The sequence below is a fragment of the Yinghuangia seranimata genome, assembly GCF_029953285.1.
Taxonomy (GTDB): Bacteria; Actinomycetota; Actinomycetes; order Streptomycetales; family Streptomycetaceae; genus Yinghuangia; species Yinghuangia seranimata.
This window is the reverse complement of record NZ_JASAOI010000020.1, coordinates 15,970-29,881: the sequence shown is the minus strand read 5'-3', so window position 1 is coordinate 29,881 and position 13,912 is coordinate 15,970. Positions and strand designations below refer to the sequence as shown.

General features: G+C 73.4%; 12 protein-coding genes. 6 read left to right on the top strand and 6 right to left on the bottom strand.

Features of this window, described 5'->3' with window-relative positions:
- Positions 1-34 precede the first annotated feature (34 nt).
- Complete coding sequence (locus QI554_RS14225; RefSeq protein WP_281469945.1) at positions 35-976, top strand: pyridoxamine 5'-phosphate oxidase family protein; 942 nt, start codon at positions 35-37, stop codon at positions 974-976.
- Positions 977-1,519: 543 nt separating this feature from the next.
- Here QI554_RS14225 and QI554_RS14220 read toward each other — a convergent pair.
- The gene (locus QI554_RS14220) at positions 1,520-1,852 is read right to left on the bottom strand and encodes a hypothetical protein (protein ID WP_281469943.1); all 333 of its coding nucleotides are present in this window, start codon (positions 1,850-1,852) and stop codon (positions 1,520-1,522) included.
- A gap of 92 nt (positions 1,853-1,944) precedes the next feature.
- Here QI554_RS14220 and QI554_RS14215 point away from each other — a divergent pair, with 92 nt between their 5' ends.
- On the top strand, positions 1,945-2,586 hold the full coding sequence (locus tag QI554_RS14215; protein ID WP_281469941.1) for a TetR/AcrR family transcriptional regulator C-terminal domain-containing protein: 642 nt from the start codon (positions 1,945-1,947) through the stop codon (positions 2,584-2,586).
- Positions 2,587-2,659: 73 nt separating this feature from the next.
- Entirely contained in the window at positions 2,660-3,253 is a 594-nt protein-coding gene (locus QI554_RS14210; protein ID WP_281469940.1) for a hypothetical protein, read from the top strand.
- 88 nt (positions 3,254-3,341) lie between these two features.
- Here the strand turns inward: QI554_RS14210 and QI554_RS14205 are convergent, their stop codons facing one another.
- Positions 3,342-4,016 (bottom strand): P-loop NTPase family protein, encoded by a 675-nt coding sequence (locus tag QI554_RS14205; protein ID WP_281469938.1) that lies wholly within the window; start codon positions 4,014-4,016, stop codon positions 3,342-3,344.
- A gap of 185 nt (positions 4,017-4,201) precedes the next feature.
- Here QI554_RS14205 and QI554_RS14200 point away from each other — a divergent pair, with 185 nt between their 5' ends.
- Together QI554_RS14200 and QI554_RS14195 are read left to right on the top strand one after the other, a co-directional pair.
- Positions 4,202-4,759, top strand: a complete 558-nt coding sequence (locus QI554_RS14200; protein WP_281469936.1) for a 3'-5' exonuclease — start codon at positions 4,202-4,204, stop codon at positions 4,757-4,759.
- 108 nt (positions 4,760-4,867) lie between these two features.
- Positions 4,868-6,565 (top strand): amidohydrolase, encoded by a 1,698-nt coding sequence (locus QI554_RS14195; RefSeq protein WP_281469934.1) that lies wholly within the window; start codon positions 4,868-4,870, stop codon positions 6,563-6,565.
- Between the two features lie 47 nt (positions 6,566-6,612).
- Here the strand turns inward: QI554_RS14195 and ppgK are convergent, their stop codons facing one another.
- Positions 6,613-7,407, bottom strand: coding sequence for a polyphosphate--glucose phosphotransferase (gene ppgK / locus QI554_RS14190; RefSeq protein ID WP_281469932.1), 795 nt, complete (start codon positions 7,405-7,407; stop codon positions 6,613-6,615).
- 203 nt (positions 7,408-7,610) lie between these two features.
- Here ppgK and QI554_RS14185 point away from each other — a divergent pair, with 203 nt between their 5' ends.
- Entirely contained in the window at positions 7,611-9,023 is a 1,413-nt protein-coding gene (locus QI554_RS14185; protein ID WP_281469930.1) for a M64 family metallopeptidase, read from the top strand.
- Between the two features lie 28 nt (positions 9,024-9,051).
- Here the strand turns inward: QI554_RS14185 and QI554_RS14180 are convergent, their stop codons facing one another.
- The 3 genes from QI554_RS14180 to QI554_RS14170 all read right to left on the bottom strand — a co-directional run bounded on the left by QI554_RS14180 (position 9,052) and on the right by QI554_RS14170 (position 13,857).
- Positions 9,052-11,664, bottom strand: a complete 2,613-nt coding sequence (locus tag QI554_RS14180; protein ID WP_281469928.1) for a right-handed parallel beta-helix repeat-containing protein — start codon at positions 11,662-11,664, stop codon at positions 9,052-9,054.
- Between the two features lie 195 nt (positions 11,665-11,859).
- Positions 11,860-12,978 carry an LCP family protein gene (locus QI554_RS14175; RefSeq protein WP_281469926.1) on the bottom strand — a complete coding sequence of 373 codons (1,119 nt, stop codon included), beginning with the start codon at positions 12,976-12,978 and terminating at the stop codon, positions 11,860-11,862.
- Between the two features lie 213 nt (positions 12,979-13,191).
- Entirely contained in the window at positions 13,192-13,857 is a 666-nt protein-coding gene (locus QI554_RS14170) for an ACT domain-containing protein (RefSeq protein WP_281469924.1), read from the bottom strand.
- Positions 13,858-13,912: the final 55 nt, after the last annotated feature.

The following is a 13,912-nucleotide window of genomic DNA, read 5'->3' as shown; positions in this document are numbered from 1 at the left end:
CGCACTCCTATCCATGTGGAAGGGAAAGGGATCAATGGACCACGCCTTTCACCCCGGCGAGTTAGCCGTCCAGGCCCGGGCCGGGGTCGGCGCCCTCGCGGCGCGCGTCGGCAAGGTGGTCGGGACGCGCGTTCCGGCGGCCGCCGCCGAGTTCCTGTCCGCCCAGCGCGTGGCCGCGCTCGGGGCGGCCGACACGGAGGGCCGCATGTGGGCGACCCTGCTGACCGGTGAGCCCGGCTTCCTCGCCGCGGTGGACGACACGACGCTCGAGATCCGCACCCGGCCGGGGCCCGCCGACCCGCTCGCCGCCGCGCTGGCCGGCCCGGCCCGCGTCGGCCTGGTCGTCCTCGAGCCGGGCGTGCGGCGCCGGTGGCGCTTCAACGGGACGGCGCGGCCGAGCGGCGGAGGCCTCACCGTCGCGTTGGACCAGGTGTACGGCAACTGCCCGAAGTACATCAGCAAGCGTGAACCCGCACCCGCCCCCGCCGCCAAGCCCGGCGAGGCCACGCGCGGCACCCGCCTGACCGACGCGCAACGCGCCGCGGTCACGTCCGCCGACACGTTCTTCGTGGCGACCGCCGACGACGCGGGCCACGCGGACGCGTCGCACCGCGGCGGCAACCCGGGCTTCGTGCACGCGCCCGCGCCCGACCGCGTCGTGTGGCCGGACTACCTGGGCAACGCGATGTTCATGACGCTCGGCAACCTCGCCGTGCACGCGGCGGCGGGCGTGGTCTTCCCCGACTGGTCGACCGGCGGCCTGCTGCACGTCTCGGGCACGGCCCGCATCGTCTGGGAGCACGAGCACGCGGCCGCCTTCCCGGGCGCGCAGCGGCTCGTCGAACTGACGGTGGAGGCGGTCGTGGAGGTGCCCGGCGCGACGGGGTTGGCGTGGTCGGCGCCCGAGGCGTCCCGGTACAGCCCCGACCTCGCGCCGGCGCGTCCGCGGCCGGAGTCTCGCCGGGACGACGGGTGACCGGAGCGCCAGGGTGCCCGCCACGGGGCAACGAGGTGTCAATTCGGCCGGGTTGGCCGGGTCTCGACGCCGTCCGCCGCCCGGCGGACCCCAACCCCGCCGCTCATCCGTCAGAACGAGGTATCAGTTCGCGAATACTCCACGCGCGGGATGCCCCAGGGGCGTTCCATCTGCCACTCTTGAAGGGTGCTGTCCGCGCGGTGCGTCGGTCACCGCGACAGCCGGGGGGAGATCCGCCGTGATCATTCACGCTGCACGTTCCGAGGTCTGCGCCGACGCGCGTCCGCGACCGCATCGCTCCAGGCGGGAACCATCGCACGTCCGCGATACGTTGTGGATAGACGAGACCTCCATCCCTGCCATCGTGGTCCATCGCCGCAACGCGACCTGACCACGCCTCGCGCCCCGGGCGCAATGCACGCCTAACTCCCCCCTTGGCGTGCGAGCGCCTGGCCGTTACGCCCTCAGGGGCGGTATCGGGTCCCGGGCGGCGGCCACCCCCCCTGCCGCCGCCCGGGATGTGCACCCGCGTTCCGCGGGCCCCTACTCCGCGATCGGCCGCGACAGGTCGTCGTCCCCGACCACCTGGTAGACCGCGTTGAGGGTCGGCTCGCCGACCATGTGCTTGATGCGCTCGTGGCGGCGCTCCTCGACGGGCGCGAGCCGCTCCATCCACACGGGGATGTCGTCGACGGTCGCGTCCGGGATGAGTGCGATGGTCAGCAGCTCGCGCGGGTCCTCGACGTTGACGGCGCTGATGACGCGGGTGCGCGGGTCGTCGGGGAAGACGTCCTCCGCCGCCGGGATCCAGGCCTTGCGGAACTCGGCGTAGTCGACGCCCTCGTTGAGCTTGCGGGACATCGCGGCGACCAGCATGACGTTCTCCCCCTACGGGTTTTCTTGCGGTGTAAGATTCCGACCTGCCGGAAGTCTTTCTTACAGTGCAAGAATCGTCAAGGGGTGACCGCATGGCCGACCGCAGGGCGCGCCCGCGCGCCGGGCTCAGCCGCGACAAGGTGCTCGACGCCGCGATCGCGTACGTCGACGAACACGGCCTCGCGGCCCTCTCCACACGCAAGCTCGGCACCGCGATGGGCGTCGAGGGCATGACGCTGTACCACTACGTGCCGAGCAAGGCCGCGCTGCTCGACGGCATGGTCGAACGACTGCTGGAACGCGCCGCCGGCGACCTCGCCGCGCGCCGCGACCGGCCGTGGCCCGAGGCGCTGACCGGCGTCGCCCACGCGCTGCGCGCCACGCTGCTGGCGCACCCCGCCGTGCTCGGCGTGATCGCGACCCGGCCGGTCAACTCCCCCGCGGCGTTCCGGATCCTGGAGAGCGCGCTCGCCGTGCAGTGCGAACAGGGCGTGCCCGTCGGGCGCGCCCTGGACACCGTCAACGCGCTCACCACGTTCGTCATCGGCCACACGCTCGCGGAGGTCGGCACCACGCCCGGCCACGAAGCCGACGCGCAGGAGCCGGAGCCGGTCGACGCCGACGCGTACCCGTACCTCGCCCAGGCGCTCGCCACCGGGGAGGGGCTCGACTTCACAAGCCGGTTCGCGACGGCGGTCTCGATCCTGGTGCGCGGCTTCGCGGCGGAGGGCTGAGGGGCGGCGGGGTGTCCGGGGGATCTTCTCCCGGACGCCGTGACGTTCCCGTACGGCGCGCGTTCTGCAGGTCATGAAGACTCGCAAGGTTGTCGCGACCGCGCTCCTGGCGCTCGGTGCCGCCGCCGTCCCGAGCGCCGCGCACGCGGACGCCGCGCCGCTCCTGCCGGTGCCGCTCGAGCTGCCCGACCTGCCGGCCGTCGGACTCCCGGACCTGCCCGAGGTGTCCGCGCTGCCTGACCTGTCGGCGCTGCCCGAGCTCCCCCAGGTCCACGAGCTCGGCGACCTCGCGGGCGTGGGCGAGCTGGCCCGCGTCGGCGAGATCTCGGCGCTGCCCGCGGCCTCCGAGCTGCCGGCCGTCTCCGCGGTTCCGGGCGTGACCCGGCTGGAGGCCGTCCCGGAGACGCTGTCCTCCCTGGACCTGGCCCAGCTGCCCGAGCCGCAGCTGCCCGAGGCCCGCCTGCCTCACGTGAACGTGCCCCAGGTCCCCGACATCCCGTCGCTCACCGAGTTGTACGGCTCGGGCCAGACGACGTTCAGCGACCTCGGCAGGACCGGCTCGAAGATCTCGAGCGTGCCGCGCAACATGGAAGCCATGCAGACCCCGGAGTTCTGGGCCGACGCGACGCAGAACTACCCCGCGACGTACGCCGGCACGGTGAACTGACCTCCGACGCATGCACGGAAGCGGGCACGGCGCGTCTTACCGGACCCGCGCCGGGGGCGGGGCGTCGGCCGCCCCGCCCACCGCCGTCTCACACCGCCAGGCCGAACAGTTCCGCGATCTCGTCGGCCGTGTCCGCCAGCGGGCGCGTCCCGTCGACGGTCACGACGTGGTAGCCGTGCCGGGAGGCTTCCCGCCGCACCTTGTCGTCCCACATGCCGTCGCGGACGAGCCGCTTCCTCAGGACGTCCAGGTCGCCGGTCGCGGCGTGGCGGGAGTACATCACGTCGCGCTTGAACTCCTTGGTGGGCAGCAGGAACACCACGTGCCGCGGATCGGCCAGGACGGGCGCCAGGTGACCCGGCGGGATGCCGAAGTAGTCGACCAGGACCGGGCCTTCGGCGGGCGGGCCGGCGACCAGCAGGTCGTCGACGAGGTGGGCGAAGGTCTCGCCGTGCACGCTCGGGGTCGCCTTGAAGGCCTGCTTGCCCGTCCGTCCCGCCCAGAAGCTGCCGGGTGGCAGGCGGGCGAGCGCGTACAGGTTCGGGTGTTCCGGGCCGGAGCGCGCGATCCAGCCGGGTTCCGCCGGGTCCCCGTGGAAGACCGGGACGCTGTGGCGTTCTCCGAGCATGCGTGCGACCGTGCTCTTGCCCGCTCCTGTGCCGCCGGCGATCCAGCGGATATGGGAAAGCCGTTCGGCGACCGTCAAGTTCGCGGTGTCCGCCCCCGAGAGGGCCGTCTCGATGCGTTCGGGAGACAGCGTCATAGTCGGGAATTTTCCCGCTATGTCACTGCTTGTACCCGAGCCGTCCACCCAGCGTTGGTCAAGCCGGTTCATACCGGCGACACCAGGAACCCCTCGATACGGGACGGGGATTCGACCCAACCGTTCCACCTGACCACCACCGAAACCCCTTCGTCACGTCGCGCCGTCGGTGCTTGGATCACGCCATGGCGAAACGGCTCCTGGATCGGATACTCGTGGTCGACGTCGAAGCGACCTGCTGGGACGGGTCGGCACCCGCAGGCCAAAGCAACGACATCATCGAGATCGGGGTGACCGTCTTCGACATCGCGAGCGCAGAGCGTACCGACAAAAGAGGCGTCCTGGTACGCCCTCAACGCTCGACCGTGAGCGCCTTCTGCACGCAGCTGACCACGCTCACCCAGGAGGACGTCGACGGCGGTGTTTCGTTCGCCGAAGCGTGCGCCCTGCTGCGTGACGAATACCGCTCCCACGAGCGGGTCTGGGCGAGCTGGGGCGAGTACGACCGGCAGCAGTTCGAACGCCAGTGCGCCGCGCTCGGGGTGCCCTATCCGTTCGGCACCCGGCACCTCAACGTCAAGACGCTCTACTCGCTCGTCCACGCCCTCCCGCACGAGCTGGGCATGGCCGGCGCGCTCGCGCACGCGGGCCTGCTGCTGGAGGGCACCCACCACCGCGGCGTCGACGACGCATGGAACATCGCCGGCCTGCTCGGCGGGCTGCTGACGACCGGCCGCGGCTGACGGACCGGCGGATTCGTCCGCTTCAGTGCGCAGACGCCTGGGTATCGGGCGGGAGTGAGCACCGACCACCCCCGCCCCGGCCGTCACTCCGCCCCCATCCCCGGGCCCGTGCCCGATGAGGCGGGTGGAGCCGGCTCCGGACCGGCGGCGGACGGCCTGGACCCCGAGCGCCCGACCGTGCTGCCCGCCGACGTGGTCTTCCTCGGCACGGCGGTGACGATGGACCCGGCCCGCCCCCGCGCGACCGCCGTCGCGGTACGGGACGGCCGCATCGTCGGAGTCGGCGGCCGCGCCGACGCGCACGCCTGGACCGGTCCGGACACCCGCACCGTGGAGCTCGGCGACCGGTGCCTCCTGCCCGGCTTCGTCGAGGCGCACGGCCACGCGGTCGCCGAGGCGCGCCTGTTCGGCACGGACCTGGTGGACATCCGCCCGATGACCGTGCCGACCCCGGACGACGTGGTCGACACCATCCGCAAGACGCTGGCCGCGCGCGGCGCGGAGGGCGCCGCGTTCATCGGCTGGGACACGATCGGCCACGGCCACGGGCTGCCGGAACCGACGCTCGCCTGGCTCGACGCCGTCTCGCCCGACGCCCCGCTGGTCATCCTCACCCAGTCGGCGCACCTCGGCTTCTTCAACACCCGCGCCGCCGAGCGCGCGGGCGTGGACCGCACGACGCCGGACCCGCCCGGCGCCCGGTTCGGCCGCAGCCAGGACGGCACGCTGCTGGGCACGGCGTACGAGGCGGGCGCCATCCGCCGGCTGTTCCCCGCGGCGGGCCATCCGCGGGAGCAGCTGGTCGCCGCGCTGCGCCGCGAGGTGGCGCGGCTCAACCAGGTCGGCGTCACGACGATCAGCGAGATGGCGTGCCTGCCGGAGTGGCGGGACGCGCTGCTCGACCCGAAGCACCGGCTCGACGGGCTCAGCCTGCGCCTGCGGCTGTACTCCCCGGCCGGCAAGGCGCCAGAGCCGGGCGTCCACCCGGGCGAGGGCGACGACCTGATCCGCGAGGTCGGCGTGAAGATCTGGGTCGACGGGTCGCCGTGGGTCGGCACGATCGCGGTGTCGTTCCCCTACCTGGACACCGAGCTGACGCGCAGCATGGGCCTGGGCAGTCGGCCGCGCACCACCACGAACTACTCGTGGGACGCGCTCGCCGAGGTCGTCGAGGCGTACTTCCCGCTCGGCTGGCAGATCGCCTGCCACGCGCACGGCGACCTGGCGATCGACATGGTGCTGGACGTGTACGAGAGCGTGCTGTCCCGCTACCGGGGCCGCGACCACCGGCTGCGCCTGGAGCACGTCGGCGCGATGCGCCAGGACCAGTTCGTGCGCGCCGCCGCGCTCGGCGTCACCGCGAGCGTCTTCATCGACCACGTGTACTACTGGGGCGAGGTGCTCACCGACGACCTGTTCGGCGAGAAGTACGGCGCGCACTGGGCGGCGGCGCGTTCGGCGGTCGACGCGGGGATGCGGATCTCCCTGCACAACGACCCTCCGGCGACGCCCGAGGACCCGCTGCACAACATCACGGTCGCCGCGACCCGCCGGTCGCGCCAGGGGCGGGTAATGGCACCCGAGGAATGCCTGACGGTCGAGCAGGCGCTGCGCGCCGAGACGATCGACGCCGCGTACCAGCTGCTCTGCGACGACATCACCGGTTCGCTGACCCCGGGCAAGTACGCCGACCTGGTGGTGCTGTCCGCGAACCCGCTGGAGGTCCCGCCCGAGGACGTCCGCGGGCTGGAGGTCCTGGCCACGTTCCTGGCGGGACGTCAGGTACACGGCGCACCGCTGGCCTGAGCCGTCCCGGGCGCCCTCGGCCCGGGCCACCCCAGGACCGGCGGGCCTCAGGCGGACGCCGCGTCCGGCGTCGGCAGCGGCGCCGTGCCGCACGCGAGCTGGGCCGCCATCGCCGCGCCGACGATGCCCGCGTCGTTGTGCAGCCCGGCCGGCACGACCTCGGCGCGCACGTGCTTGACGATGTGCGGCAGGAACTTGTCGGCCTTCTTGCTGACCCCGCCGCCGATGACGAACAGCGTCGGTGAGAACAGCATGTCCAGGTGCTGCAGGTAGTGCCGGACGCGGTGCGCCCACTGCTCCCAGGTCAGGTCGTGCTCCTCGCGCACGTTGCCCGCCGCGTGGTGCTCGGCCTCGTGGCCGTGCAGCTCCATGTGCCCGAACTCGGTGTTGGGGACCAGCACGCCGTCGTGGAACAGCGCGCTGCCGATGCCGGTGCCGAAGGTGAGGACCATGACGGTGCCGCGCCGCCCCGCGCCGGCGCCGAAGCGCATCTCGGCGATGCCGGCCGCGTCGGCGTCGTTGACGACCGTGACGGGCACGTGGAGCGCCTCGCTGAACAGCTTGCGGGCGTCCAGGTCGACCCAGCCCTTGTCGACGTTCGCGGCGGTGCGTGTGACCCCGTCGACGACCACGCCGGGGAAGGTGATGCCGATCGGGCCGCGCCACGAGAACCGCGCGACCACCTCGCGGACGACGTCGAGCACCGCGCCGGGCTCCGAAGGCTGCGGCGTGAGCAGGCGGATGCGCTCGTGCAGCAGGCGTCCGGCGGCCGTGTCCACGGGGGCGCCCTTGATGCCGGTGCCCCCGATGTCGATGCCCAGGCAGGTGTCCACGTCGACCATCCTCGTTCGTTCCGGCCGCTTTTCGGTGCACGCCACGTACCGATGCCCGGCCGCGTCGCGGGCCACTCATCGGATTTACGCTCCGGTCGGCGCCGGCTCGTCGCCCGGTCGGCGTACTGGGTGACGCCCGCTCGGCGTATCCCGGGGTTCCTTATGGGCGCGCTGAGTTGCCGGAGCCGGTGCGGTCGCCGAACGTGAGCGGCATGGCGATCATTTGCAGGGTCCGGCGCGGGGCGCGGCGCGCGCTCACGGTCGCGGAGCGCGGACTGGACGCGGCGGGCGTCGCGGGGCGCCGCGCCGGGCGCGCGGTCCGGCACGCGCGCGCGTCGTACCGGCCCGCGATGCGGCTGGCGACCGCCGCGTGCGTGCTGGTGACGGCGCTCGCGCTGGCCGCGCAGGGCGGCGGGCCCGGCACGGCAGGGCCGTGCGGCGACCCGGGGCCGCAGGCCCGTGCCGCCGCGCCGTGGTACCTGGAGTCGTTCGCGCCGGACGGCACGATCACCCGCACACGCGCGCTGCCCGCGGGCATGGTGTCGAGCGGCATCACGGGGCTGCCCGCGTCGGCGACTCCCATCCACGGCGCCACGACCGCAAACCGCTTCACCGTCGTGTTCGTCGGGGACGGCTACACCGCGGAGCAGGCCCCGGAGTTCGCGCAGCAGGTCGACGCGCTGTGGCGGACCCTCCTGGCCACGCAGCCGTTCGACGCCTACGCGCCCTACCTGGCCGCCTACCGCGTCGACATCGCCGCCCCGGGGTCCGGGGTATCGGACGACCCCGCGCGGCCCGCCAAGACGCCTTCACCGCTCGGCATGCACTACCGCTGCCAGGGGGTGGAGCGGCTGCTGTGCGCCGACGACGCAACGGTCGGGTCGTACGCCGCGCTGGCGCCCGCGCAGGACCTGGTCGTCGCGGTCGCCAACAGTTCGACGTACGGCGGTCTGGCCTCGGGCCGCGGCACGGCCTCGGTGGCCGGCGGCGTGCCCGAGACCGCGCAGATCCTGGCCCACGAACTCGGCCACTCACTGGGCGCGTTGGGCGACGAGTACGCCGACCCCAAGGACCTCGGCGGGCACGGCGAGGGCGGCGCGGAGGAGCCGCCGTTCCCGAACGTCACCACCGTGGACACGCCCACCCGCCTGCTGCAGGACAAGGCCAAGTGGTGGCGCTGGCTGGACACTTCGGCCATCAGCACGTACGAGGGCGGGCTGCACCAGGACACCGGCTACTACCGGCCGACCGCCGACTCGCTGATGCGGTCGCTCGGGCAGCCGTTCAACTACCCGAGCGCCGAGGCGCTGGTGAAGAGCCTCTACGGACGGGTGAAGCCGATCGACGCGTCGTCCCCGTCCGAGAACGTGGCAACGCGGCAGAACCTCACGGTCACCACGGTGCTGCCCGCGACGTCGCTCGAGGTGTCGTGGGCGGTCGACGGGGCGGCGGTACCCGCCCTCGCGGGGCGGACGAGCGCGGACACCGGCGCCCTGGGGCTCGCCCCGGGGACGTGGCACAGCGTGCAGGCCAGCGTGCGCGACACGACCGTGTGGGTCCGCGACGAGGCGTACCGCGACGACGCGATGACGCAGACCGTGTCGTGGTGGGTGTGGGGCGGCTGACGCCTCGCCGCACACCCACCACGGGACGTCAGGCCGGCAGGTCCGGCAGGTCCGCCGCGTGCAGCGTGCGCAGTTCCTCCATGCTCGCCTCCGGCATGCGGGCGAGCCGCGACGCGTGGTTCTCGATCATCGTCTCGAACGTGCGGCGGGCCTCGCGCGCGTTGCCGAAGCCCGCGCCGCGCGGCAGCCGGCGGAAGTACGTCAGCAGCGACGAGGACGCCGCGTCGGTCAGCGCGTACTCGTGCTCGGCGACCTGTGTGCCGGTGATCTCGACGAGTTCCTCGGCCACGTAGTCCTGGAAGGTGATGGTGCGCGAGAACCGGGACCCGAAGCCGGGGTTCGCGGACAGGAAGCGCTCCATCTCGTCCGTGTAGCCCGCGACGATCACCACGACGTCGTCGCGGTGGTCCTCCATCAGCTTCACCAGCGTGTCGATCGCCTCGCGCCCGAAGTCGCGCGACGGGTCGGGGGGCGCGAGGCTGTACGCCTCGTCGATGAACAGCACGCCGCCGCGCGCCCGGTCGAAGACCTCCTTGGTGCGCGGAGCCGTCGAACCGATGTGCTCGCCGACCAGGTCCACGCGCGACACCTCGACCAGGTGGCCGGTGCGCAGCACGCCGAGCGCTGCGGCGATCTCGCCGTACAGCCGTGCCACGGTGGTCTTGCCGGTGCCGGGTGAGCCCGTGAAGACCAGGTGGCGGCGGAGCGTCGGGGCCTTGAGGCCGGCCTCCTCGCGGCGGCGGCCGACCGAGATGAGGTCGATGAGGTTGCGGACCTCGCGCTTGACGGAGCCGAGGCCGACCAACGCGTCCAGTTCGCCGAGGAGTTCCTCGGGGCTCCGGGTGGAGGCGTGCTGCGCGTCGTCGCCGCCGGGGCTCGCGCCGTCCCGCGCGCCGGGCAGCGAGAGCCGTTCGGTCAGCGTCGCGACGCCGGCCTGCCGGGACTCCGGCTTGAGCGCCGCGGACGGAGCGCCGCCGTCGCCGGGGCCGTCGCCCTGCGAGGTGCAGTCGGACGCGATCGGCCCGGCGTCGGCGAACTCGAAGCCCGCCTTGGCGTTTCCGCGCGTCGCGCAGCGGGTGAACGACGGCTGGCAGCCCTCGCGCACGTGCACGCCGTAGCCGCGCCCGTTGGCGATCTCGCAGTCCTCGAAGTCGCCGCGGCCGCCGCCCGAGACGCGGATGCCCTCGCCGGTGGCGCGGTCGACGCGGACCCGGCGCACGGTGGGCCCGGCGGCACCGGTGACGGAGACGCCGTCGGTGACGTCCTCGATGACGCAGTCCGCGACGATGCCGCCGCAGTCGGCCTCGGTGAACCACACGCCGGTGGTGCTCTTGCGGATGTGGCAGCCGTTGACCGACACGATCGCGCCCTGGCCGACGACGATCGCCGTCTCCTCCAGGTCGTGGAGCTCGCAGCCCTGCATCGACAGTCCGGTGCCCACGCCGCCGACCCTGACGGCGTCGAGCACGTCGTGGATGCGGCACTCGCCCAGCGCGGCGTCCGCGCCGTCGCCGACCCACACCGCGGGGTGGCCGCCGGTCGAGTCGTGGAACTCGCAGTCGATGACGGACGCGCGGGCCCCGTGGTCGGTCAGCGAGAGCCCGCTGCGGCCGAAGCTGCGCAGCGTGCAGCCGGTGAGCGTGACCTCGGAGTGGCCGTGCACGTCGACGCCGCTGCGGCCGGTGTCGCGCAGCCGGCAGCCGACCAGGGTCGCGGTGGCGCCGCGGTCGACCGAGACGCCGTTGGCCTCGGCGTCGCGGATCCGGCACTCCTCGAGGGTGAACGACGCCAGGTCGTCCACCTGCACGCCGGTGCCCTTGACGGCGGTGATCTCGGTGCGCACGGCGGTGCCGCCGCTCGACTGGCCGCCGACCGAGATGCCGGCCCAGCCGACCCGTTCGATGCGGCAGTCGACGACGCGCGGGGCCGCGCCGCCCGCGACGCACACCCCGCCGCCGCCGACGTCGTGGATGTGGCAGCCGACCAGCTCGGGCGTCGCCTGGTCGCCGGCGAACACCGCGGGCTCGGTGTCGGAGCCGTCGTGGATCTCGCAGTCGGTGGCGGTGCCGCCGCTGCCGGGGCCGCTGAACCGCAGGCCGTGCCCGGACACGTCGCGCAGCCGGCAGCGCAGCAGCGTGGGGCTGCCGCCGTCGCGCACGTCCATGCCTTCGCGGCCGGTGCCGGAGATCTCGCAGTCCTCGAAGGTGCCGCGCGCGAGCGCGGTGACGCCGACGCCTATCCCCTGCGGGTTGCCGATGCGGCAGCGGCGCACCATCGGGTCGGCGCCGCCCCGCAGTTCGACGCCGACGACGGACGCGGCGCGGACCGTCAGCTCCTCGAGTATCGGCGCGCACGCGTCCACCACGACGGCCGACGACAGCACGCCCGCACCGCCGTTGACGGTCAGGCCGTGCACCGCGGCGTCCGCGAGCACCGTCAGCGCGACGCCGTCCGCGGCCTCGAGCACGACGGTGCCCGGTCCGTCCGCGCACGTGAGGGTGACGGGGACGGTGACGACCACGTCCTCCTGGTACGTCCCGGCGGCGACGACGACCGAATCGCCCGGGGTGGCCGCGCCGAGCGCCTGCCCGATCGACGCGTACTCGCCGGAGCGCCGCCGCCAGCGGGTGCTCTGCACCACCTGAAGAACCCGACCCGCCATGGCGTCGCTGCCACCAACCCCTCGGTATCACGTAGTTCGCCCGGTGGGATCACCGTAACCACGCCCACCGCGAGCCGGTGCGCGACCCGTGGGCATGGTCACCTGCACCGTACCTTCCAACGACGCCGGGTCACGCCGAGGTCACGGTAACGCCCCCGGATTGGCGACCCTCTGCTAGCGCGTCGGCGTGGGGGTCGCGCTGCCGGACGGCAGCACGGCCGCCGACTCGTCGCGCAGCTGCGCGAACAGCACGTCGGCCTCGGGGCGCACGAGCGCCACCCGGTTGGGGTCGGGCCGGTAGGTGGTGACGGGCACCGTATCGAACTTCACGTCGCTCTCGGGGATGCCCTTGAGGCTGGTGAGCAGGTCGTACAGGTCGCTGAGGCTGCCGATGCCGGGGTCGGTCGTGATGGCCTTCGTAGCGGCGTCGAGGATGCTGTACAGGCGCGTCGGGCTGGTCAGCAGGCGCTCGTTCTTGACCTTGTGGATCATCGCGGTCAGGAACAGCTGCTGGCGCTGGATGCGCTGGATGTCGCTGCCGTCGCCGATGCTCTTGCGGGCGCGGACGAAGCCCAGCGCCTGCTCGCCGTTGAGCGTGATGTCGCCGGCCGGGACCTGGAGCTTGGCGGCCTTGTCGTCGATCGGCTGGTCGAGGTGGATCGGGACGCCGCCGAGCGCGTCGACGAGCTTCTTGAAGCCCGTGAAGTCGACGGTGATCTGGTGGTCGACGCGGACCCCGGTCAGCTTCTCGACGGTCTTGATCGTGCAGGCGGTGCCGCCGACCTCCATCGCGCTGTTGAACATGCCGAAGTACGGGCGCGAGGCGGTGCCGTCGGGCTTCTGGCAGGACGGCACGTTGACCATCAGGTCGCGCGGGAAGCTGACGCCGAGCGCGGCCTTCCGGCCCTCGGGGACGTGCAGCAGGATCGTGGTGTCGGACCGCTGCGTGTCGCCGGGGTCGGTGCCGTAGGCGGCGTTGGCGCCCTCCCGCGAGTCGGAGCCGACGAGCAGGATGTTGAGCGCGTTGGTGGCGGCCGGGCGGTCCTTGTCGCCGAGCTTGGCGGCGAAGTCCTCGGTCTTGATGTTGCCGTTGAGCCGCTCGTACATCCACCACACGAAGCCGCCGCCGGCCAGCAGCAGGGCGGCCATGCCGCCGGCTATACCGATCAGGACGCGCCTGCGGCGACGCTGCCTGCGGTCGCGCCGGCGGTGGGTGCGCCCGGGGCGGCCGTCGCGCCCCTCGGGGGCGGGACCGCCGGGCTCGGCCGGGGAGGCCTGCTCGTCTTCCTGCACAGGTATCGCTTTCGTCCGGCCCCCGACTGGCCTTGCCGGGCCCCACCCCGTGGTGCGGCGGGAGCCCGGCTACTCCTCCGGAACACGGTCGCGACGGCCTCCGTGGTTTCCGGATTTGTACAACTGTGCCACCAATCACATAAAGCCGCGATCACGAACTACTCAGGAGTATTAGGCCATATGGGCTAAATCGCCCAGGCGGGAAGCGGGGCGTCAGACGCGCGGAGCCTGGCCCGCGCGCGGGGCCGCACGGGTGCCCAGGACGCCCAGGATGACGTCCACGACCCGGCCGAGGCGCTCCAGCTCGCTGCGGTGGAACGCGGGGCCCTCGGTGCGCACCACGAAGAGGGTCAGCCAGGACAGCCCGATGGGGGCCGCGGCGCCGTACACGCCGGCGCCGTGGGCGGTCCGGTCGAACTCCAGCGCGAGCGGGCGCAGCGGGGACACGAGCGGCAGCTTCGGCGCGTTCGGGGCCTGCCAGCTGGAGTGCACGACCGAGCGGCTCTTGCTGCCGCGGGTGGCCACCGCCCATTCGGCGTGGAAGAGCCCGGGGGCGGCGTCCACGAGCGTCGCGACGGCGCGTCCGGGGTCGCGGGCGACCTGGCCGAGGACGTCCAGCTCGGGGGACGTGCCGGGCACCTCGCCCGCCGCCCAGCAGCCGTCCACACGCACGCCCGCCAGCGTCTCCAGGGCCTCGACGAGCCGGCCGACCGGGCCCTCCCCGGGGCACGACACGGTGAACTCGTCGACGGCCCGGCCGGTGTCCCGCTCCAGCACGGTCATCTGCAGGACGTCCGCCCCCGACGCCCCGAGGGCCTGGGTGACCCGGGCGAGCGAGCCGGGCCGGTCGGGCAGCGAGACACGCAGTCGGAAGAGCATGCGGGGACCGCCTCCTTTGTATCCGTCGGATCGGTTCGGGCTGGTTCGGGCGCCG

Coding starts and splice junctions, on each gene's coding strand:
- QI554_RS14215 (WP_281469941.1), top strand. CDS start 1,945: ATGGCCGACCGCAGGGCGCGCCCGCGCGCCGGGCTCAGCCGCGACAAG.
- QI554_RS14210 (WP_281469940.1), top strand. CDS start 2,660: ATGAAGACTCGCAAGGTTGTCGCGACCGCGCTCCTGGCGCTCGGTGCC.
- ppgK (WP_281469932.1), bottom strand. CDS start 7,407: ATGGTCGACGTGGACACCTGCCTGGGCATCGACATCGGGGGCACCGGC.
- QI554_RS14170 (WP_281469924.1), bottom strand. CDS start 13,857: ATGCTCTTCCGACTGCGTGTCTCGCTGCCCGACCGGCCCGGCTCGCTC.
- QI554_RS14200 (WP_281469936.1), top strand. CDS start 4,202: ATGGCGAAACGGCTCCTGGATCGGATACTCGTGGTCGACGTCGAAGCG.
- QI554_RS14185 (WP_281469930.1), top strand. CDS start 7,611: ATGGCGATCATTTGCAGGGTCCGGCGCGGGGCGCGGCGCGCGCTCACG.
- QI554_RS14225 (WP_281469945.1), top strand. CDS start 35: ATGGACCACGCCTTTCACCCCGGCGAGTTAGCCGTCCAGGCCCGGGCC.
- QI554_RS14220 (WP_281469943.1), bottom strand. CDS start 1,852: ATGCTGGTCGCCGCGATGTCCCGCAAGCTCAACGAGGGCGTCGACTAC.
- QI554_RS14205 (WP_281469938.1), bottom strand. CDS start 4,016: ATGACGCTGTCTCCCGAACGCATCGAGACGGCCCTCTCGGGGGCGGAC.